This window comes from Leucobacter sp. UT-8R-CII-1-4 (assembly GCF_030010235.1).
GTDB lineage: Bacteria > Actinomycetota > Actinomycetes > Actinomycetales > Microbacteriaceae > Leucobacter.
In genome coordinates this window covers 434960-454353 of record NZ_JASCRS010000002.1, presented here as the reverse complement: position 1 = coordinate 454353, position 19394 = coordinate 434960, and the positions used below count along the sequence as shown (strand labels likewise).

General features: G+C 57.5%; 17 protein-coding genes. 13 read left to right on the top strand and 4 right to left on the bottom strand.

All coding sequences use genetic code 11. The features are described 5' to 3' along the window. Positions 1-412 precede the first annotated feature (412 nt). Together QBL02_RS07035 and QBL02_RS07030 are read left to right on the top strand one after the other, a co-directional pair. Complete coding sequence (locus tag QBL02_RS07035) at positions 413-1312, top strand: hypothetical protein (RefSeq protein WP_282725677.1); 900 nt, start codon at positions 413-415, stop codon at positions 1310-1312. Between the two features lie 153 nt (positions 1313-1465). Further along, the gene (locus QBL02_RS07030; RefSeq protein WP_282725676.1) at positions 1466-2125 is read left to right on the top strand and encodes a Pr6Pr family membrane protein; all 660 of its coding nucleotides are present in this window, start codon (positions 1466-1468) and stop codon (positions 2123-2125) included. 16 nt (positions 2126-2141) lie between these two features. Here the strand turns inward: QBL02_RS07030 and QBL02_RS07025 are convergent, their stop codons facing one another. Then, positions 2142-2432: a hypothetical protein gene (locus tag QBL02_RS07025; protein WP_282725675.1), complete on the bottom strand. Its 291-nt coding sequence runs from the start codon at positions 2430-2432 to the stop codon at positions 2142-2144. A gap of 125 nt (positions 2433-2557) precedes the next feature. Continuing rightward, a complete protein-coding gene (locus QBL02_RS07020) occupies positions 2558-3697 on the bottom strand; it encodes a leucine-rich repeat domain-containing protein (RefSeq protein WP_282725674.1) in 1140 nt (379 codons plus the stop codon). A gap of 171 nt (positions 3698-3868) precedes the next feature. On the opposite strand from QBL02_RS07020, the gene QBL02_RS07015 reads away from it, so the two are divergent. From QBL02_RS07015 to QBL02_RS06985, 7 genes are all read left to right on the top strand, one after another. Beyond that, the gene (locus tag QBL02_RS07015; RefSeq protein WP_282725751.1) at positions 3869-4966 is read left to right on the top strand and encodes an acyl-CoA desaturase; all 1098 of its coding nucleotides are present in this window, start codon (positions 3869-3871) and stop codon (positions 4964-4966) included. Between the two features lie 267 nt (positions 4967-5233). Beyond that, entirely contained in the window at positions 5234-6505 is a 1272-nt protein-coding gene (locus QBL02_RS07010; protein ID WP_282725673.1) for an alanine racemase, read from the top strand. Then, positions 6502-7806 carry a D-arabinono-1,4-lactone oxidase gene (locus QBL02_RS07005; protein ID WP_282725672.1) on the top strand — a complete coding sequence of 435 codons (1305 nt, stop codon included), beginning with the start codon at positions 6502-6504 and terminating at the stop codon, positions 7804-7806. The genes QBL02_RS07010 and QBL02_RS07005 overlap by 4 nt, the downstream gene beginning before the upstream one ends. A gap of 156 nt (positions 7807-7962) precedes the next feature. Continuing rightward, positions 7963-8529 carry a LemA family protein gene (locus QBL02_RS07000; RefSeq protein WP_282725671.1) on the top strand — a complete coding sequence of 189 codons (567 nt, stop codon included), beginning with the start codon at positions 7963-7965 and terminating at the stop codon, positions 8527-8529. Positions 8530-8571: 42 nt separating this feature from the next. Further along, positions 8572-9438: a M48 family metalloprotease gene (locus tag QBL02_RS06995; RefSeq protein ID WP_282725670.1), complete on the top strand. Its 867-nt coding sequence runs from the start codon at positions 8572-8574 to the stop codon at positions 9436-9438. A 160-nt stretch (positions 9439-9598) separates the two neighbouring features. Next, on the top strand, positions 9599-11065 hold the full coding sequence (locus tag QBL02_RS06990) for an MFS transporter (RefSeq protein WP_282725669.1): 1467 nt from the start codon (positions 9599-9601) through the stop codon (positions 11063-11065). A gap of 63 nt (positions 11066-11128) precedes the next feature. Continuing rightward, entirely contained in the window at positions 11129-12544 is a 1416-nt protein-coding gene (locus QBL02_RS06985; RefSeq protein WP_282725668.1) for an aspartate ammonia-lyase, read from the top strand. A gap of 111 nt (positions 12545-12655) precedes the next feature. Here QBL02_RS06985 and QBL02_RS06980 read toward each other — a convergent pair whose 3' ends face one another. Next, entirely contained in the window at positions 12656-13531 is an 876-nt protein-coding gene (locus tag QBL02_RS06980) for a fumarylacetoacetate hydrolase family protein (protein ID WP_282725667.1), read from the bottom strand. Positions 13532-13701: 170 nt separating this feature from the next. Between QBL02_RS06980 and QBL02_RS06975 the strand changes: the two genes are divergently transcribed. Then, on the top strand, positions 13702-14073 hold the full coding sequence (locus tag QBL02_RS06975; RefSeq protein WP_282725666.1) for an FKBP-type peptidyl-prolyl cis-trans isomerase: 372 nt from the start codon (positions 13702-13704) through the stop codon (positions 14071-14073). A gap of 167 nt (positions 14074-14240) precedes the next feature. Then, positions 14241-15689, top strand: a complete 1449-nt coding sequence (locus QBL02_RS06970; protein ID WP_282725665.1) for an NCS2 family permease — start codon at positions 14241-14243, stop codon at positions 15687-15689. 81 nt (positions 15690-15770) lie between these two features. On the opposite strand, the gene QBL02_RS06965 is transcribed toward QBL02_RS06970, so the two are convergent. Then, positions 15771-16973, bottom strand: a complete 1203-nt coding sequence (locus QBL02_RS06965) for a spermidine/putrescine ABC transporter substrate-binding protein (RefSeq protein WP_282725664.1) — start codon at positions 16971-16973, stop codon at positions 15771-15773. Positions 16974-17216: 243 nt separating this feature from the next. Between QBL02_RS06965 and QBL02_RS06960 the strand changes: the two genes are divergently transcribed. Both QBL02_RS06960 and QBL02_RS06955 read left to right on the top strand, forming a co-directional pair. Then, the gene (locus tag QBL02_RS06960; RefSeq protein WP_282725663.1) at positions 17217-17870 is read left to right on the top strand and encodes a GntR family transcriptional regulator; all 654 of its coding nucleotides are present in this window, start codon (positions 17217-17219) and stop codon (positions 17868-17870) included. Beyond that, the gene (locus QBL02_RS06955; RefSeq protein WP_282725662.1) at positions 17870-19393 is read left to right on the top strand and encodes an MmgE/PrpD family protein; all 1524 of its coding nucleotides are present in this window, start codon (positions 17870-17872) and stop codon (positions 19391-19393) included. The genes QBL02_RS06960 and QBL02_RS06955 overlap by 1 nt, the downstream gene beginning before the upstream one ends. The last annotated feature ends 1 nt before the right edge of the window (position 19394 follow it).

Below are 19394 nucleotides of genomic sequence, written 5' to 3'. Positions count from 1 at the left end.
TTCTGGGCGTTTTCACGTCCCCGCGATCCCGTCTCGGGATCGCTTTTCAGGGGGTGCCGCCCATTTCTGGGCGTTTTCACGTCCCCGCGATCCCGTCTCGGGATCGCTTTTCAGGGGGTGCCGCCCATTTCTGTGTGTTTTCACGTCCCCGCGATCCCGTCTCGGGATCGCTTTTCAGGGGGTGTTGCCCATTTCTGGGTAATTTAGCGCAACTGTGCGCCGTATCTGCCGCGACTGCGTGCTGTCGTGGGCGAGGCAGTCTCAGCTCGGACCGTAGCAGGCGTATTTAGTAGCCCAAAAGGTAGCCCTTCGGCCTTCACGAACTGGGATAGGTTGTTGAATGCCGTGCGCCGTTGAATTGCGCAGCTATCTTGTCTCGAAGCGCCGGTCAGCTGCGCCTCTAGGAAAGTTAATGTTGAAGAAATCTGCCACCATCATCGCCACTGGTTCGCTTTTGGCCCTCGCTGGAACGGCATTTGTGTCAACCGCGGCAGTTGCCGCTGAGCCTGTTGAAGCCTGCTCTGTATGGCATCAGGGTGATACCTATAACGTGGCGGTCCAGGAGATTGCAGAACGCACTTACTCCGTAACTATTGCTGACTTCAAGAACCTCGCTTCTGAGTCGTCTCATAGCGATAGCTATATTCCTCTTCCGTTGACGCCGGTGGATCTTCGGATGAGCCACAATGTGGTCAAGCTGAACCCGGCGCTCACTGTTTCTCACATTGCTATTTCTCAGTCAGTACAGACGGGCCCGAATGAGGATTTCACTGGTGCCCAAATCGAGGCATATAACCGGTTGAGCCCGGCCCCGTGGGAGAGCGTTAGCTTGAACGGCGACGAGATTGTTTGGGCCCAGGATATGGATGCCCGCTCTGACGAGAATGGCGTCATGGTTCTCCCGAGCGATTACCCGTTTGCTGGGCTTGGTTTTGATGACGCCGCTGGTGTGCTTGAGTTTACTGTCACGGTGCCAGATGATGTCGATGGCGAAGTGTCGTTGTTTGATGGTATGAGCATTGATTTCACGAGTTCAAAGATTTCCGCGCTTGATGGAGTGTGGGAGCCAGACCAGCCCCACTCTTCGGCGTTCCCCGGGTGCACTGTCAGTATTGAACCGGTGCCTGAAACGAAACCAGAACTGAAGCCAGAACCTAAGCCGGAACCAGGCACTACTCGACCAGCCGAACGGGAACCTCTCGCCAACACGGGCTCCGGCGAGTATTCCCTGCTGCTTGGGTTTGCCTCGGCCGCGGCTGTTGCTGGCGGCACGATGGCGTTCGTTGGACGTAGACAGAAGAGAGCGAACTAGTTTTCTGTTAACCGTCGCTGTGCCCTCGTCCGCTGAAATGGACGAGGGCACAGCTTTTTGTGTTGCCGGTTCAACTGGATCACTTTTCAAGCGGGATCAAAATGTGTTGCTCTTGGGGTGCGCGGGATCCAGCGCACTTACTAAGCTGACAACGTGATCGGTTTTGTTCCCAACCGCAGTGTTGCCCGGATCTGGCATCTGCTTACAGCTTTGCTCGCGATGCTCTCTATCGGAGCGCAGCTGTCGCTGGTTGTCGGAAATATCAATATCGGTTTTGGTGAGTCGAGTGCACCGCTTGGGCAGCGCTTGTTCGAGTTCTTTAGCTACTTCACGATTCAGTCGAACCTTTTGGTTGCAGTTGCCACGATCATGTTGTCAGTGAAGCCCGATCGTGACGGTGCCGGTTTTCGGGTGCTGCGTATCGCGGGATTGTTTGGCATCACGGTCACTCTTGTCGTGTACCAACTATTGCTTTCGGATCTTGCAAACTTCACAGGAGTTGCTGCGGCTTCGAACATTGGTCTGCACTACGTTGTGCCAGCGCTTGCGATTCTTGGCTGGCTGCTTTTTGGTCCGCGCGGTTTGGTCACTTGGCGGGCACTATTTTTTGCAATGCTCTGGCCGCTTGCTTTTGTGTTGCTCACCATTGTGCAGGGTATGGTTACCGGGTTTTACCCGTATCCATTTGTGAATGTTGAGGTGCTCGGATTTGCTCGGGCAGCGCTGAATGGGCTCGGAATTATGCTTCTGCTGCTTGCGGTCGGCGCCTGTTACCGAGTCGCAGACACCTGGCTGAGCCGTTCGCGCACCTAGACGTCTGCGGCCATTCTTAGCTCGCAGCCCGCTGATTGTGAGGTTCTGGCCTGCCCGGAATCTTGTTTGATTGTTCTCGCCACTTCACTGACTGATTTGCTGCTTCAAGCGACTCGTGGATACGCACCAGTTTTCGCTGTGTCGGATCCATCTGCCAGGTGAGCAGGAAGTACTGTTCGACGCCGTCATAGGCGGTGACTCGTTTGATTACGGCGCGGGGGCGGTATTTGTCTTCGCGCATAACGACCCACGTGTCCGCGTCAACTTGAATGTATGGCATTCGGTCGCGCTCGGCTGAATCGTGCATCTGTCAGAACCTTCCCCTTTGATCCTCTGTATGAAAGATACGTGCGGCCACTGACATTTATGTGTTCAGAAAAGCATGAAGGCCGCCAGGGTGTGGCGGCCTTCGAGTTTTTTAGTGGGAGTGGATCAGCTGTTCTTGCGGCGGGCTGCGAGGGCGGCGGCTGTTCCAGCGAGTAGTGCGAGTGTTGCTGCACCGATTGTCCAGAGTGGTGATCCGGCGCCGGTGTTTGCAAGCTTTTCTTTGTTGTCGCTTGGTGGGGTGACGGCTGCGTCCTTCACTGCGATGGTGAATTCTTTCAGCACGTCGTCGGCGACTCCGTTGCTTGCGGTGATTGTGAAGGTGAAGGTGCCTGCTGTGGTCGGGGTGCCCGAGATGATGCCCTCGGGGGAGAGGGCGAGTCCTGCTGGTAGTGCGCCACTGGTCACTGACACGGTTGGTTCGCTTGGGGTGCCGACGAGGGTGAGTGCGTAGTTGTATGGTTTGCCAACGGTGCCCTCGGTGGGGGTGCCTGAGAGTTCAATCTCGTGATGCTCACGCACGGTGTACTCCAAGAATCCTTGGAATTGAGTGGTGGTGTTGCCCACGGTGTACGGGCCGTGCCAAGACACTTCGCCCAGGCCTTCAGTGTTCCAGGTGATGTTGGTGCCAGCGACTGTACCGTCACCTTCGGTGACAACTAGCGGCAGGCGTTCGCCGTCGAGCCCAATGACTGGTGATGGGTAGGTGACCCCTGGTTCTGCAAGGTAGCCCGTAATTTCTTGATCCGTGAGAGAAAGGCCGTCTAGCTCGGTGAGCGGTAGCAGTGGCGAGATATCAAGGATCTGATTTTCTCGCAGATCGAGCTCGATCATCGAGGTGAGACTTGATAGTGGAGTCAGGTCTGAAATGTTGTTACCGCTCAGGAAAAGCTGAATCAGATCGGTGAGCCCAGCGAGGGGTGTGATATCTGCAAGACCAACGTTGCTGAGTTCCAGGTAGTTCAGAGCTGGTGCAAGCGTGAGCACTGAAATGTCTGTAATTGAGCCGCCGCTGCAGTCAAGTGCTTCGAGCCCCGCCATGTCTGCCTCGGTGACCTCGCTGCCGGGGGCAAAGCCGAGCTCGTCGACGATGCAGACTTTGAGATCGGCCTGGTTGCCAAAATCAACGTTGTCGCCGGGGGCTGCGACTGCCATGTTTGCTCCACCAACGGTGAGTAGTAGGCCGGCAGCGAGTCCAGCTGCACCGCTCTTGCGCAGGGTGCTGGTCTTCTTTATTGGGGATGTCAACGTTGTCATACTCACAATCATTACGGTCAAGTGTGTCAAAAGTAAAGCTTCGGGTTTTGAACTCGAAAAAAAGACTGCATGCAAATTTCGGTATGTGAACTTCGATAAGTTTCGAGTAGCGATTGGCATCTGCCTGTGGCTTCACAAAAGAAACAGGTGCGCAACGTGGCAATCACGCATACGCTGAGCGGTCTTGGACCGGTTCTTCCCACCCGAGCCAGGGCTACCGATTTTCCGCCAATTGCGCGTTCGTATTCGAACGTCTCAGAGGTCGTGCGCGAAGCGGGTCTCATGCGTCGCGCAACCTGGTTCTACACACTCACCGGTGCCCTCGTGCTACTTGCATTTGGCGGCGCAGTCACCGGCTTCATACTTCTCGGCAATAGTTGGTTTCAGCTACTCATCGCTGGAGCGCTCGGCCTTATCTTCACCCAGACAGCGTTTCTCGCTCACGAAGCTGCGCATCGACAGATTCTTGCTACGGGGCCCGCGAACGATCGCCTAGCGCGCGTCCTTGCCGGGCTCATCGGCATGAGTTACTCCTGGTGGGATTCAAAACATTCACGCCACCACGCGAATCCCAACCGTGTCGGCAAAGACCCCGATATTGAGGTTGATACGATTTCATTCCTCGAAGAGGACGCGGTCGAAGCTCGCGGCCTGCGCCGATTCATCACCAAGCGGCAGGGCTGGTTGTTTTTTCCGCTACTCACGCTCGAGGGCCTAAACCTGCACCTGCATAGCTTCCGGTATCTCTTCCGTCGCGAAACAATTCGGGGGCGTTGGATCGAACTCGCCATTATCGCCGCCCGCTTTGTTGTATTGCTCGTGCCAGTCTTCATGATGCTCCCGTTGGGCATGGCGTTTGCGTTTTTGGGTGTGCAATTCGCGGTGTTCGGTGTGTACATGGGAGCCTCGTTCGCCCCGAACCACAAGGGAATGCCGGTGATCGCACACGACGCAAAGCTCGACTTCTTCAGCAAGCAGGTGCGTACTTCACGCAACATTCGCGGTGGCTGGTGGGCAACCATCATGATGGGTGGTTTGAACTACCAGGTAGAACACCACCTATTCCCGAGTATGGCGCGCCCCTACCTCGCAAAAACTCGCGTGATCGTCAAAGAGTATTGCGAGTCGCTCGGTGTGCCATACACCGAGACCTCGTTGCTGCGCTCGTACGCCATTGTGATCGAGTACTTGAACCGAGTTGGGCTTGCCTCGCGCGATCCATTCGATTGCCCGATTCGAGCCGAGTATCGCAGGGCCTAGCCGCGATTACCGGCGAGTGTAGATGGCCGACTGATCCCGCGCGTAATACCAAAAACGAAGTTAGCGACGGTCCTTGCGCTTCTTCCAAACGGCCCACGCGACAACTACACCGCAGACAGCAAAGATTGCCCAAAACAGGATCGCAAGTTCGCTATCGCTCATGCCGCAACGGTACCAGGTTTGGGCTACTGAACAGGGCGCACAAAAATCTCGGTGACTTTGCACAGCAAAACTGAGAAAGTCAGTGCTGCCGTCTAGACTGCGAATATGACCCTTGACCTCGCGGCAACGGAGCTGTTGAACTCCGCGCAATCCCGGCCCTGGCTGCGTCCGAATGAGTACTGGCCGCGGCTGAGCGAAGCAACAGCAGAGTTCAGTGCGCCGGTGGTTGCGCTCGGAGTTGAAGCGCTCGCGCACAACGCGCATGATGTGTTGCGGCGGGCCAAGGGAAAACCGGTGCGAGTCGCTTCAAAGTCGATTCGAGTGCGCGGTGTGCTTGATGCGGTGCTCGCGTTGCCCGGCTACCAGGGAGTGCTGGCCTACACACTTGCTGAAGCGCTTTGGCTGAGTGAAAGCATCGACGACATCGTGGTCGCGTACCCGAGTGCCGATCGTGCTGCTTACGCTGCGCTTGCCGCAGACGAGCGCGCGGCCAGCCGAATTGCAGTGATGATCGACAGCGTTGACCAGCTTGACCTCATCGATAGCATCACGAAAGCGAGCGAGCGAGCGACAATTCGTGTCTGCCTCGACTTCGACGCTTCCTGGAACACCCCTCTGCTCGGTAGCATCGGGGCGCTACGGTCGCCAGTGCACGAGCCAGCCCAATTGCGTCGCCTCGCTGAGCGTGTGCTGCAACGGCCAGGGTTTGAGCTCGTTGGCATCATGTCGTACGAAGCCCAGATAGCGGGCGTCGGTGACCAGCCCATCGGCAACCCAGCAAAGGGGGCGCTGATGCGTACGATTCAGCGCAAGAGTGCCGCCGAATTGACCGAGCGGCGCGCTGAAGCCATTGGCTCGGTGCAAGCGCTGAAGCCACTTGAGTTTGTGAATGGTGGTGGCACCGGATCAATCGAGGGCACCGTGGCAGAAGAAGCAATTACCGAAGTTGCGGTGGGCAGCGGGCTCTTCGGCCCACACCTCTTTGACAACTACCGCTCATTCACCCCGGCTCCCGCGGTCGCGTTCGCGCTCGACGTCGTGCGCAGACCAAACCGCGACACCGCCACCATGCTCGGCGGCGGCTGGATCGCATCGGGCGTAGCTGGCGCAGACCGCCTGCCGCAGGTTGTTTACCCCGCCGGTCTCTCGTATGCGCCACGCGAGGGCGCCGGTGAGGTGCAATCGCCATTGATCGGCAAAGCTGCACGCCAACTCAGTGTTGGCAGTCGGGTCTGGCTGCGCCACACAAAGTCTGGTGAACCGATGGAACACACAAACGAGGTTGTGCCATTACGGGTGCTGGGCGACGGCGATGGGCGATCCAGCGCGCTCGAAGCAATGCCGACCTATCGAGGCGAAGGGAAATGTTTCCTATGACCGCAACCTGGCGCAACTGGGCTCGCACCGAACGTTCGAAACCAGCTGTCGAGGTGGCTCCTCGCAGCATCGAACAGATCACCCTCGCCGTCGAGCGTGCGCGCGAAACCGGTCACACAGTCAAAGCAATTGGGGCCTCGCACAGCTTCACCGCAATCGGCGCAACTGATGGCATTCGTGTAAGTATGGAGAGCATGCGCGGTCTGGTCGATGTTGACCTGGAACGCGGGCGAGTAAAACTATGGGCCGGCACCCACCTCTGGGAACTACCTTCGATTCTGCAGCCACTCGGACTTGCCCTTGCCAACATGGGCGACATTGATAGGCAGACAATCTCTGGCGCTATTTCAACCGGCACGCACGGCACTGGCCTTGCGCTCGGTGGGCTCTCGACCCAGGTTGTTGGGGCATCGCTGATTACCGGCAGCGGTGAACTGATTGAAATTGACGATGAACATAACGTCGAACTTTTGCCCGCTGTGGCATTGGGGCTTGGCGCGCTCGGAGTGCTGGTTACGGTCACCATTCAGTGCGTGCCGAGGTTTTTGCTGAACGCGGTCGAAGCGCCAGCTCCGCTTGAACGAGTGCTTGATCAATTCGAGGAACTGAATCGGGGCGCCGACCACTTCGAGTTCTACTGGTTCCCGCACACCGAAAGCACACGAACAAAAACAAACACTCGTCTGCCGATTGATGCGGGAGCACGCCCACTCGGCACGGTTTCTCGTTTTGTAGATGAAGAAGTCGTCAATAACGTCATGCTCGGTGCCGTGGTCGGCTTTGAACGTCTAGCGCCGAGCACGACACCAAAGATTAACCGCGCAATCGAGACAATTTCGAGCAGTCGGGATTACTGTGACGAATCACATCGAGTGTTTATCACCAGGCGTCGAGTCCGTTTTCGCGAGATGGAGTATGCGCTGCCGTTTGAAGCGGTACCAACCGCGATTCGAGAGTTGCGTGAATTGATTGAGCGAAAGAAATACCGGATTTCGTTTCCGGTAGAGGTGCGTACAGCGGCCGCAGACAATCTGCTCTTGTCGACAGCGCACGGCCGAGAGAGTGGTTACATTGCCGTGCACCGCTACTGGCGTGACTCTGACCACGACTACTTCCGTGAGGCAGAAGCTGTGTTGAAAGCTCATGACGGTCGCCCACACTGGGGCAAGATGCATACCAGAGACGCCGATTCGCTCCGTGAGACCTACCCCAAATTCGATGAATTTCTCGCGATCCGCGACCGGCTTGACCCCGATCGGGTCTTCGCAAACCCCTACCTTGAACGGGTGCTCGGCAAATAGCTGGCCAGTTTTCTCTCAGTTATTAGCAAATAACTGAGAGAAAACTTACGACCCGCTCCCAGAGCACAAGCATTGCTGTGCTGGCCAGGCAATTGCTTGTCTTTGAGTCACCCTGACTCTCAGCGTTCTCGATACCAGCATGGATAGAATTCGAGCATGTCCGGCCTGGTTACCACCCTCATTATTCTCGGTATCGTTGTGGTGCTCGCGCTCTATGTGTGGGCGACTTACAACTCCCTCGTGACGCTGCGTGTGCGCGTAGACGAGGCATGGAGCGACATCTCGGTGCAGTTGAAACGCCGCGCCGATTTGATCCCGAACATCGTTGAAGCAGTGAAGGGTTACGCCTCTCACGAGAAGGGCGTCTTCGACTCGGTCACTCAGGCCCGCGCCGAAACGATTTCGGCCTCATCGCCTGGTGAAGCTGCGGTCGCTGAGGGGCACATGCAGTCTGCCCTGAAGAGCATCTTTGCAGTGGCCGAGGCCTACCCGCAGTTGCAGGCAAGCCAAAACTTTTTGCAGCTCCAGTCAGAGCTCGTTGACACAGAAAACAAGATCCAGGCATCACGCCGTTTCTATAACGGTGGCGTTCGCGAGTTCAACACAAAGCTGCAGATCTTCCCAAACAACATTTTCTCGAAGATGTTTGGCTTCAGCGCTCGCGAGTTCTTTGAGGTAGAAAACCTCGCGGCAATTTCAGAGCCACCTCGTATTCAGTTCTAACCCTGGCGGCCTTGTCGCCGACTTCTTAAGACAGGTTTCATCGTGTATCGCGCGATTCGGCGCAACAAGATCAACAGTGCGCTGATCATCTTGTTGTTCCTCGGCATTATTGCTGGCCTTGGTGTGCTCGCCTCGTACATTTACAACTCCTGGGCCATTGTGATTTGGGTTGTGCTTTTCGCCGGGGGCTATGCACTGTTCCAATACTTTGCTGCTGGCAAGCAGGCCATCACCATGAGCGGAGCTCAACGCATCAGCGAGAGCGATAACCCGAGGCTGTACCGAATCATCGAGAACCTGGCGCTCACCACAGGCACACCAATGCCTGAGGTCTACATCGTGAATGATCCAGCGCCCAATGCCTTCGCGACGGGGCGTGACCCAGAACACGCAATGGTCGCAGCAACTACCGGACTGCTCGACATCATGACCGACGCAGAACTTGAGGGCGTCATGGCGCACGAACTCGGTCACGTGCGAAACTACGACATTCGTGTGTCGATGATCGTCTACGGATTGGTAGTCGCCGTGGGCATGCTCAGCGATGTGCTCGTGCGCATGGCTTTTTTCGGCCGCAACAATAACAACCCGGTTGTGCTCGTCTTCGGACTGGTCGCAATGCTCGTCGCGCCACTCGTTGCCTCACTGGTGCAACTTGCCGTATCTCGGCAGCGTGAGTATCTCGCCGACGCAACCGGTGCGCTCACCACTCGCTACCCTGAAGCGCTAGCGAGTGCGCTACACAAATTGCAAGAGTATGGCCGCCCAATGCAAAAGCAGCAGAGCAGCATGGCGCATCTCTGGATCGCTGATCCGCTCAAGCCCGGCATGATGCAGCGCCTATTCGCGACCCACCCGCCGATTCCAGAGCGTATTCGGCGCCTGCTCGACATGGGCGACAAGTTTTAAGCTCATCTCGTACGGTGCTGCGGGCTCGGCAAGTAGCGGGGACTGGCGACGGCTACGGTTGTGCCGGTGGCGAATTTGCGTTGGATCACCCAGCGTCAGCTCGCCAATAGGCGTAGGGTAGAGACACTGAGTCGAGGAGGCTGCCCCTAACGTGTCATCGATGTTCCGATCCCTGAGTGTAAAAAATTACCGCATTTGGTTTATCGGAGCGCTGGTATCAAACGTTGGAGCCTGGATGCAGGCAACCGCTCAAAACTGGGTGGTCCTCACCGAACTGAGTGACACCAATGCCATTGCGGTTGGGGTCACCATGGCCTTGCAATTTGGCCCGCAACTCTTGTTGGTGCCGTTTAGTGGTGCGGTAGCCGACCGCTTTGATCGTCGCCGAGTGTTGATGATCACTCAATCTCTGCTCATGCTGCTGGCCTGCGGCCTCGGTGTGCTGCTGGTCTCCGGTGTCGCTGAACTCTGGCACCTTTACGCCTTTGCGCTGGCACTTGGCATCGTGAATGCTTTTGACACTCCGGCGCGACAAGCTTTCGTATCTGACCTGGTTGGCAACGAGCAGCTCTCTAACGCAGTCGCCCTGAACTCGGCTTCGTTCAACTCGGCTCGCCTGATCGGCCCAGCAGTCGCCGGTGTACTGATTGCCATCATGGGGTCGGGCTGGGTCTTCATTCTGAACTCTGCCTCGTTTATCGCCATGCTCATCGCACTCATGCTGATTAAGGTGCCGCGCGCACCAAGGCAGGTGAGTGGCCGCGAATCGCAGGGCAACCAGCTTGTCGCCGGATTTAAGTATGTGGTGCGCAGGCACGACCTCGTCGTGATCTTCTTGATTGTGTTTGTGATCGGCGCCTTCGGCATGAACTTCCCGGTCTTCTCGTCAACCATGGCGGTTGAGTTCGGGCGAGGCGCGGGGGAGTACGGCGTGCTTTCGTCGATTCTCGCAATCGGTTCACTCACCGGAGCGCTATTGGTGGCAAAACGCCCAGCTGCGCGCCTGAGAACTGTGGTGATTGCTGCCGGTGGGTTTGGAATGGCCAGCCTCATTAGTGCGCTCATGCCAACGTTCTGGAGCTTCGCTGTCACCCTGGTTTTGCTTGGCTTCTGTACAGCAACGCTCCTCTCAACGGCGAATGCATTTGTGCAAACCACTACCGACCCAATGGTGCGCGGTCGCGTGCTTTCGCTGTACTTTGCAATTCTGATGGGCGGCACTCCGCTCGGTGCGCCAATCGTCGGCGCTATCTCTGACGCGTTTGGTGCGCGATGGGGCCTTGGCGTTGCCGCGCTTTCTGGGTTTATCGCCTTCGCGATCGGACTTGGCTGGTTGATCGTAGAGCGGCAATTGCGAGTGCATATTGGAGACCGCGGCAAGCTCACCTTCACTCATGCCGGGCGCCCCGATGTTGATGCTGCGCCACAGCCGCAGGCTGAGACGCTGACCGCCCCGTTGTCGGTGCTCAAGCGCGGCCCGGTGATCCTTTCTGAGCCAAATTCTGCACCGCAAAGCGGCGCGCTGAGTGAGGGACTCACCGGTCCAATCAGCATCCTGAGAGATGAGACTGAGAGCGACCCAGGCGAAGACACGAACATGCCCAAAAAAGGTGACGAAGAGAGGTAAGCTTGTGTGCGGTACCGCAGCGGGGATCCGCTGCTCATCTTCGAACACGGAGCCCGATACACAGTGAGTGATTTCCTGTCCGCCCAGACCCGCACCGAGACCGATTCAATCGGTAGCCTCGAGATCCCGGCAGCTGCCTACTGGGGGGTGCACACCGCCAGGGCGCACGAGAACTTTCCTATTGCACGCCGGCCAATCTCGGTCTATCCAGACTTCGTACGAGCATTCGCTTGCGTAAAGCAGGCCGCAGCGCGCGCAAACCTTGAGATTGGTGCGCTCGACGAGCAGCGCGCCACTCTGATCGATCGCGCTTGCGAAGAGATCAAGACCGGCATGCTGCTTGACCAGTTCGTGGTCGGCGTTGTGCAAGGCGGTGCTGGCACCTCGACCAACATGAACGCGAACGAGGTCATCACCAACCGCGCGCTTGAGCTGGCGGGTCACCAGAAGGGTGACTACTCGTTCATCAACCCGAACGATCACACCAACCACAGCCAGTCGACCAACGACACCTACCCAACCGCGATCAAGATTGCTCTCGCCTTCGGCGTACAGAGCTTGCTTGAAGAGCTGGCTCTGCTGGCAGATGCGTTTGAGGCGAAGGCTCGCGAGTTCTCGCACATCATCAAGGTTGGCCGCACTCAGCTGCAGGACGCCGTTCCAATGACCCTCGGCCAGGAGTTCAACGCATTCGCAGTGACCCTTCGTGAGGACATCGACCGTCTGCGCGAGTCGGTTGCCCTGCTCGGTGAGGTCAACATGGGTGCCACCGCAATCGGCACCGGTATCAACGCACCTAAGGGTTACCGTGAGTCAGTGGTTCGCCACCTTCGCGAGATCACCGACCTGAACCTGGTTAGCGCAGGCGACCTGATTGAGTCGACTAGCGACACCGGTGTGTTCATCACCTTCTCTGGTGCACTCAAGCGCAGCGCGCTCAAGCTTTCGAAGATCTCGAACGACCTTCGCCTGCTTTCTTCGGGCCCACAGGCTGGTTTCGGCGAAATCAATCTGCCAGCACGTCAGGCAGGCTCGTCGATTATGCCGGGCAAGGTCAACCCAGTGATCCCTGAGGCTGTTTCGCAGGTTGCCTACTCGGTGGCCGGTGCAGACGTTACCGTCTCGATGGCTGTTGAAGCTGGTCAGCTGCAGCTGAACGCTTTCGAGCCGATCATTGCGCACTCGCTGTTCCAGTCGATCACCTGGCTTGAGCGTGCCTGTGCAACTCTGCGAGTTAACTGCGTTGACGGCATCACCGCAAACGAAGAGCGCCTTGACGACATGGTGTCACGTTCGGTGACCGTGATCACCGCACTCGCTCCAGTGATCGGCTATGCGGCGGCTGCGAAGCTTGCCAAGGAAGCGCTTGCAACGAACGAGAAGGTCTCTGACCTCGTAATCGCGGCTGGACTGCTTGACGAAGAGCAGCTTGCAGACATTCTGCAGCCTGCAAAGCTTGCCGGTCTGAGCGACGACTAATCTGCCAATGTGACGGAGCTCATTGAGCTCCGTCACTTGCCGCAAATAGAAGAGGGGCACCCAGCCAAACGGCTGGGTGCCCCTCTTCTTTTTGCCCGCTAGCTGAGAGGCTTAGGCCTCGTCTGCTTTGGTGCAAATGTTTGTGATCGATCCGATGCCCTCGATTGTGACCGTCACCTCAGTGGCTGGGTGCAAGTACAGAGGTGGTTTGCGTGAACGGCCCGCACCGCCGGGCGAACCGGTTGAGATGAGTGTGCCGGGCAGCAGCGTCAGCGACTGTGAGATTGACGAAATCAGCTGCGCTACCGTGCGAATCATGAATTCGGTGGTTGAGTCCTGCACGCGCAGCCCGTCGACATCGGTGGTCAGGCCGAGGGCCTGGGGATCCGGGATCTCATCAGCGGTGACCACAACAGGGCCAACAGGAGTGAAACCGTCAAATGACTTGCAACGTGACCACTGTGGTTCGGCGAACTGAATGTTGCGCGCGGTGATGTCGTTGACCACGGTGTAGCCAAACACGTAGTCAAGGGCTTCTTCCGGGGTGACGTTTTTGGCTGCACGGCCGATAACCACGCCAAGCTCACCCTCGTAGTCAACTTCTTCGCTCAGGTGCACCGGCAGTGGAACTTCTTCGCCGTGGCCATTGAGGGAGTTCGGGAAAAGCGAGAAAAGTACGGGGCCGGAATCGTTGTCAAGATTCAGCTCGCTCGCGTGCTCGTCATAGTTCAGGCCGACCGCGAGTACGATCGGGGGGTCGAGGATCGCCGACTTGTAGTTCAGCTCTGCGAGCTGAAGGCCGGCCTCGTCTGGCTGCTCGTCGACAAACGCGCGCACTCGCGTGAGCGTGTCGGGTCCGGCTTCAATGAGTTCCTGCAGCGTCGAGAAGTGCTCGCCAAACCCATTGAGCGGGATCGCAACGTCACCTCGAACTGCCACAAGCTCTGGGTGCTGACTCTCTGCCCTGGTCATATGTGCAAACTTCACAACTCTAGGCTACCGAGAACTTGACCCTCCTGCTCGTCGCTAAGTGACTACCAAATGGCAAAAACGTGATTGGTTCCCCACAAAATCAATGTCTGTGCGGTAAGTGTGTGAATCTACTCTGTTAGCGAACTCACCGGTTTTGCTCTGGTTATTACGACAAGAATGTAGTTATGAGTGAAACACCGCTGACGAAACCAGAAATCGAGTTCCCGGAGGGCCCAGCGCCAACCGAGCTCCAGATCATTGATGTGATTGAGGGTAGCGGCGATGAAGCGCAGGCAAGCTCAACTGTTGACGTTCACTACCTCGGTGTCGACTTTGAGTCGGGCGAAGAGTTTGACAGCTCGTGGGGTCGCGGTGAGTCGATCAATTTCCCACTGCGCTCACTGATTCAGGGTTGGCAGGCCGGTATTCCTGGTATGAAGGTTGGCGGCCGTCGCAAGCTGATCGTGCCACCCGCGCAGGCCTACGGCCCAGCTGGCATGCACCCGCTCGGTGGCAAGACCCTGATCTTCGTCATCGATCTACTCGGTGTGAGCTAGCTCGAAATCTGCTGCGTGCGGCAGGCTGAGCACGGCTCGGTTTTCGCCGCATAAGGTACTAAAGCCCGTCCCCAGAACGCTGGGGGCGGGCTTTATGCTTCCTGAAAGCTTGCTGAGTGATAGATTTTTATGTTGAACGCCCTCACCACAGTTATAAGGAGACGTTGGTGGCAGAAACGCAGCAGCAGGCTGAGACGAATTCAGGATCGGGGCAGCCGCGCAGCGCCATCGATCGTTACTTTGAAATTACCGAACGTGGATCGACTCTTGGTCGAGAGGTTCGCGGCGGCATTGTGACCTTCGTCACGATGGCTTACATCGTGGTGCTGAACCCGATCATTCTGACCACCACCACCGACGTTGCAGGCAACAGCCTCGACTTTGGTCAGGTAGGCGCCGTCACCGCGCTGACCGCTGGTGTTATGACCATTCTTTTTGGTCTGATTAGCCGCCTGCCATTCGCGTTTGCTGCTGGCCTCGGCATCAACGCCTTCCTTGCCTTCACAGTTGTCGGCCACGTGACTTGGCCAGAGGCTATGGCGCTTGTGCTGATCAACGGTGTGCTGATCGTGCTGCTGGCAGCTACCGGTCTGCGCCGCATGATCTTCGCTGCGGTTCCAATGGAGCTGAAGATCGCGATCACCGTTGGTATCGGTCTCTTCATCGCCTTCATCGGCTTCGTGAACTCGGGCTTTGTGACCTCAAGCGAAAGCCCACCTGTTGGTCTTGGTGTCTTTGGTTCGGTTGCAACCGTGCCAACCCTTATCTTCATTGTGACCCTGATCATCACCGGTGTGCTCGTTGCGCGCAAGGTTCGTGGCGGTCTGCTGATCGGTCTTGTTGCCGGTACCGTGCTCGCTGTGATCGCAGAAGCTATCTGGCACCTCGGCTCAAAGGTTGATAACCCAGGCGGTTGGGGTCTCACCATTCCTGCGTTCACCGGTTCGCCAGTGAGCATGCCAGACTTCAGTCTCGTTGGTGCTGTGAGCTTCGACTTCGGCAAGGTCGGCATGATCAGCGTTGTGATGCTGGTATTCAGCCTGCTCTTCATGAACTTCTTTGACGCAATGGGTACCTTCACCGGTCTCTCGCGTGAAGCTGGTCTCGCTGACAAGGATGGCAACTTCCCACGTGTGAAGTCGGCACTTGTGGTTGAGGGCCTTGGCGCCGTCGCCGGTGGTTTCACTTCGTCATCGTCGAACACTGTGTTCATTGAGTCGGGCTCGGGCATTGGTGAGGGTGCACGCACCGGTTTCGCTAACCTCGTCACTGGCGCGCTGTTCCTGCTTGCTATGTTCCTCACCCCGGTCGCCGAGATTGTGCCGACCGAGGTTGCTGCTGCAGCGCTGGTAGTTGTGGGTGCGATGATGATGACCCAGATCAAGGGCATCGACATGTCTCGCTTTGATGTTGCGCTGCCGGTGTTCCTCACCGTCACCGTGATGCCATTCACCTACTCGATCGCAAACGGTATCGGCGCTGGCTTTATTGCTTGGGTGCTCGTTCGTGCATTCTCGGGCAAGGCTCGTGAGATTCACTGGCTGCTTTGGGTTGTCGCTGCTGGCTTCGTGATCTACTTCGGTCGTGGACCGCTTGAGGCGCTGCTTGGCGCGTAACGCGTAGTCGCCGCAATACAACATCGCGGTGGTGTTCGGATACTGTTCCGAACACCACCGCGATGTTTGTTTTCAGCGGGCTTAGTTGCCAAGCACTTTCTGGTAGGCCTGTGAGTAGCGATTGTCCTCCTCGGAGGTGAGCGAACGCATGTCGAACACTCGGGCTGACATTTCTTCGTCGGGGAAGATCAGAGTGTTTGCGGCGAGTTCTGGGTCGATCTGATCCATCGCTTCACGAGCACCGGCCACGGGTGTCACATATTGCACGTAAGCGGCAACCTGCGCGGCAATTTCTGGTTCGTAGTAGTAATCAATCAGCTTGTGTACTTGGTCGAATGCTGCGGTGCTTGTTGGCATGCAGAACGAGTCGATGAAGAGGGTTGCGCCCTCTTCTGGTACGACAAATTTCCAGATTTCCTCGCCGGCCTCATCGTTCAGCATGGCGACGTCGCCCGACCAGGCCATGCCTGCCCAAGCGGCCTCAGTCTGCAGGTCTTGTGTGTAGGAGTTGCCCTTCACGTTAAAGACCTGACCTGATTTGATCTGCTTTTCGACCTCATCGAGCGCTGCGAAAAATTCTGTATCACCCCAGTCGCCCTCAATGTCGACACCCTGCTCAAGCATTACTAGGCTCACGGTGTCATCTTGCTCGCTGAGCAACGTCACTTTGCCCTTGAGATCTGGCGCCCAAAGATCTGAGACGTGGCGCACGCCCTTTGGGTAGAGCTTTGAGTTGTAGACGAGCCCGGTCATGCCTGCCTGATAGGGGATCGACCACTCGCGGTCGGGGTCAAACGATGCTTTCTGGACCATTGGAATCATCTGCTCGGCAACGTTTGGTAGTTGCGCGCGGTCGAAGGCGGTGAGTTGGTCTTGCTCAAGTAGCCGTACGAGCGATGAGTCGGTGAGGCAGAAAGTGTCGTAGCCGGTGTCTTGGCCCAGCTTCAATTGGTCTTTGATCTTGGCGATGAAGACTTTGTTGTCGTCGATGTCTTCGAAGTATTCGACACGAATGTTTGTTGATTCTTGGAAGGCGTCGAGTGTGGGGTAGCTGCCGGTTTCTTCGTCGTAGTCAAGGTAGTAGGTCCAGTTTGCCCAGCGAATTGTGCCGGCGGATCCATCGCCAGGCCCGCTGTTGGTTGCGCAGCCGGCAAGTGAGCCGAGACCGAGTGCCGCGCCGCCTAAGCCTAGGCTGCGCAAGAGGCCGCGCCGAGAGAGGCTGGCTGTTTTGGCCTGCTCTACGAGTGTGCGTACGAGTGGGTCTTCGGGAAATAGACGAGACACGAGCTGCTCCTTTGCTGCTGTTCAGCGTCATTATTGCATTTGCGCAGTGCATCGCGGGGGTTTCGCTCGGAATTTTCGTTACGTGCATCTGAGTGAAATCAAACCCTCATGTTTTGGGGGCAGAGTTTGTTTGCGCTGGATCCGAATGGCTCGGGCGAATGTATACGTTTATGCGAATGATGCGCCAAAACCCTTGCTTCTTACCCGCTTTGTGTATACGCTAGCGAATGAATGGAGGCTCGAATGCGCGCGAGTGATAGAAGCTACGCCTCGCTACTTGGCGAGATTCAAAGCGGTGTGCTCGCGCCGGGAGCTGTGATTGGCGAAGTTGAACAAGCCGCCCGTCTCGGCGTTAGCCGAACTCCCATGCGCGAAGCAATCGGCCGCTTGGTCGCAGAGGGCCTGCTGCGCCAACAATCAGCCAGAGTCATCGTTGTCTCGGGATTTGATGCAGACGAAATTCGCAGACTCTTTGAGGCCAGGCGATCCTTCGAAGAAACCGCAGCACGCTTGGCCGCGCAGCGCGGTGACCGATCAACTTTTGCTGAACTCGCTGCCGCATTTCGCCAAGCACACCCCGAACAGGGAGAGCTTGAAGCCGACGCGTACTACACCTTGATCGCGCGTTTCGATCGGGCCGTCGACGAAGCCGTCGACAACCCCTATCTGGTGCAAGCCCTACGAACCGTGCGTACCCATCTCGCCAGAGCACGAAAACTCGCTCGTGACAACCACGGGCGACTGCTCGCTTCTGTCTCAGAGCACGCTCTCATCGCGAACGCTATCGCTGAGCGCGACGCCGAACTCGCCGCACACGCGACCCATGTGCACCTGCACCACGCGCTGACTTCAATTCTCGATTCCATCAATGCCGATTCCACCGCGAAGGGACAATAATGACCATCAAGCATCACGTACGTGTCTATAAGAGCGAAGAGGACTTGCCACGCGAGCAGCAGCTTGCCTGGAAAATTGCTGAAGTTGCCCACGACTCGGTGGGTATCGACGCCGACGTCACCGACATGATCATCAACCGAATCATTGACAACGCCTCGGTCGCAGCAGCCTCGCTCAACCGCGGCCCCATCGTTGCAGCTCGCGCCCAGGCGCTCTCGCACCCGGTGTCAACAGGTGGTGCTGGCTCTGCAATTTTCGGCCTTGACGCTGAAAAGACAAGCCCAGAGTGGGCAGCGTGGGCAAACGGAGTCGCGGTTCGCGAACTCGACTACCACGACACCTTCCTCGCCGCAGAGTATTCGCACCCCGGCGACAACATTCCACCGATCCTCGCCGTTGCACAGCACGCCGGCAAAGATGGCCTCGCCCTGCTGCGCGGCATCGCCACCGGCTACGAAATTCAGATGGACCTCGTACGCTCAATCTGCCTACACAAGCACAAGATTGACCACGTAGCGCACATCGGCCCATCTGCAGCGGCAGGCATCGGAACTCTGCTCGGCCTCGACATCGAGACCATCTACCAGGCAGTGAGCCAGGGACTGCACACCACCACCGCGACCCGTCAGTCACGCAAGGGTGAGATTTCAACCTGGAAGGCGCACGCGCCAGCATTCGCCGGAAAGATGGCCGTTGAAGCGGTCGACCGTGCAATGCGCGGTCAGACGTCGCCTAGCCCAATCTATGAGGGTGAAGACGGTGTGATCGCTTGGATGCTCGACGGCCCAGATGCCAGCTACCAGGTGCCGCTGCCAGCTCCGGGCGAGCCAAAGCGCGCGATCCTCGACTCCTACACCAAGGAACACTCCGCCGAATACCAGGCGCAGGCATGGATCGACCTCGCACGCAAGCTCAACGGCGAACACCCAGAGCTAGTTGATCCCGCGAACGTTCAAGCGATCGTGCTGCACACGAGCCACCACACCCACTACGTCATCGGCTCGGGCGCAAACGATCCGCAGAAGTACGATCCAAAAGCTTCGCGCGAGACACTCGACCACTCGATTCCGTACATCTTCGCTGTCGCCCTGCAAGACGGCGGCTGGCACCACGTTGATTCATACACTCCAGAGCGTGCCGGCCGAGCCGACACTGTCGCGCTTTGGCACAAGATCACGACAGCAGAAGACGCAGAATGGACCCGCCGTTACCATTCAGAAGACCCAGACGAGAAGGCCTTCGGCGGTCGCGTTGAAATTGAACTGACCGACGGCAGCAAGATTGTTGATCAGATCGCAGTCGCCGACGCGCACCCACTCGGTGCCCGCCCGTTCGCGCGTGCTGATTACATTCGTAAGTTCCGCATGCTCGCCGAACCCGTGCTCGAGGCAGCCGAGATTGAGCGCTTCCTCGACCTCGTGCAGCGCCTGCCAGAACTCACCGTAGAAGAAGTGCGCGAGCTCAACATCGTCGCAGCACCTGGCGTTATCGACCTCGCCGCAGCACCGAAGGGACTGTTCTAAT

Excerpts from the sequence above, each read along its gene's own strand:
- QBL02_RS07035 (WP_282725677.1), top strand. The coding sequence starts at position 413 with ATGTTGAAGAAATCTGCCACCATCATCGCCACTGGTTCGCTTTTGGCC.
- QBL02_RS07025 (WP_282725675.1), bottom strand. The coding sequence starts at position 2,432 with ATGCACGATTCAGCCGAGCGCGACCGAATGCCATACATTCAAGTTGAC.
- QBL02_RS07010 (WP_282725673.1), top strand. The coding sequence starts at position 5,234 with ATGACCCTTGACCTCGCGGCAACGGAGCTGTTGAACTCCGCGCAATCC.
- QBL02_RS07005 (WP_282725672.1), top strand. The coding sequence starts at position 6,502 with ATGACCGCAACCTGGCGCAACTGGGCTCGCACCGAACGTTCGAAACCA.
- QBL02_RS07000 (WP_282725671.1), top strand. The coding sequence starts at position 7,963 with ATGTCCGGCCTGGTTACCACCCTCATTATTCTCGGTATCGTTGTGGTG.
- QBL02_RS06990 (WP_282725669.1), top strand. The coding sequence starts at position 9,599 with ATGTTCCGATCCCTGAGTGTAAAAAATTACCGCATTTGGTTTATCGGA.
- QBL02_RS06975 (WP_282725666.1), top strand. The coding sequence starts at position 13,702 with ATGAGTGAAACACCGCTGACGAAACCAGAAATCGAGTTCCCGGAGGGC.
- QBL02_RS06960 (WP_282725663.1), top strand. The coding sequence starts at position 17,217 with ATGCGCGCGAGTGATAGAAGCTACGCCTCGCTACTTGGCGAGATTCAA.
- QBL02_RS06955 (WP_282725662.1), top strand. The coding sequence starts at position 17,870 with ATGACCATCAAGCATCACGTACGTGTCTATAAGAGCGAAGAGGACTTG.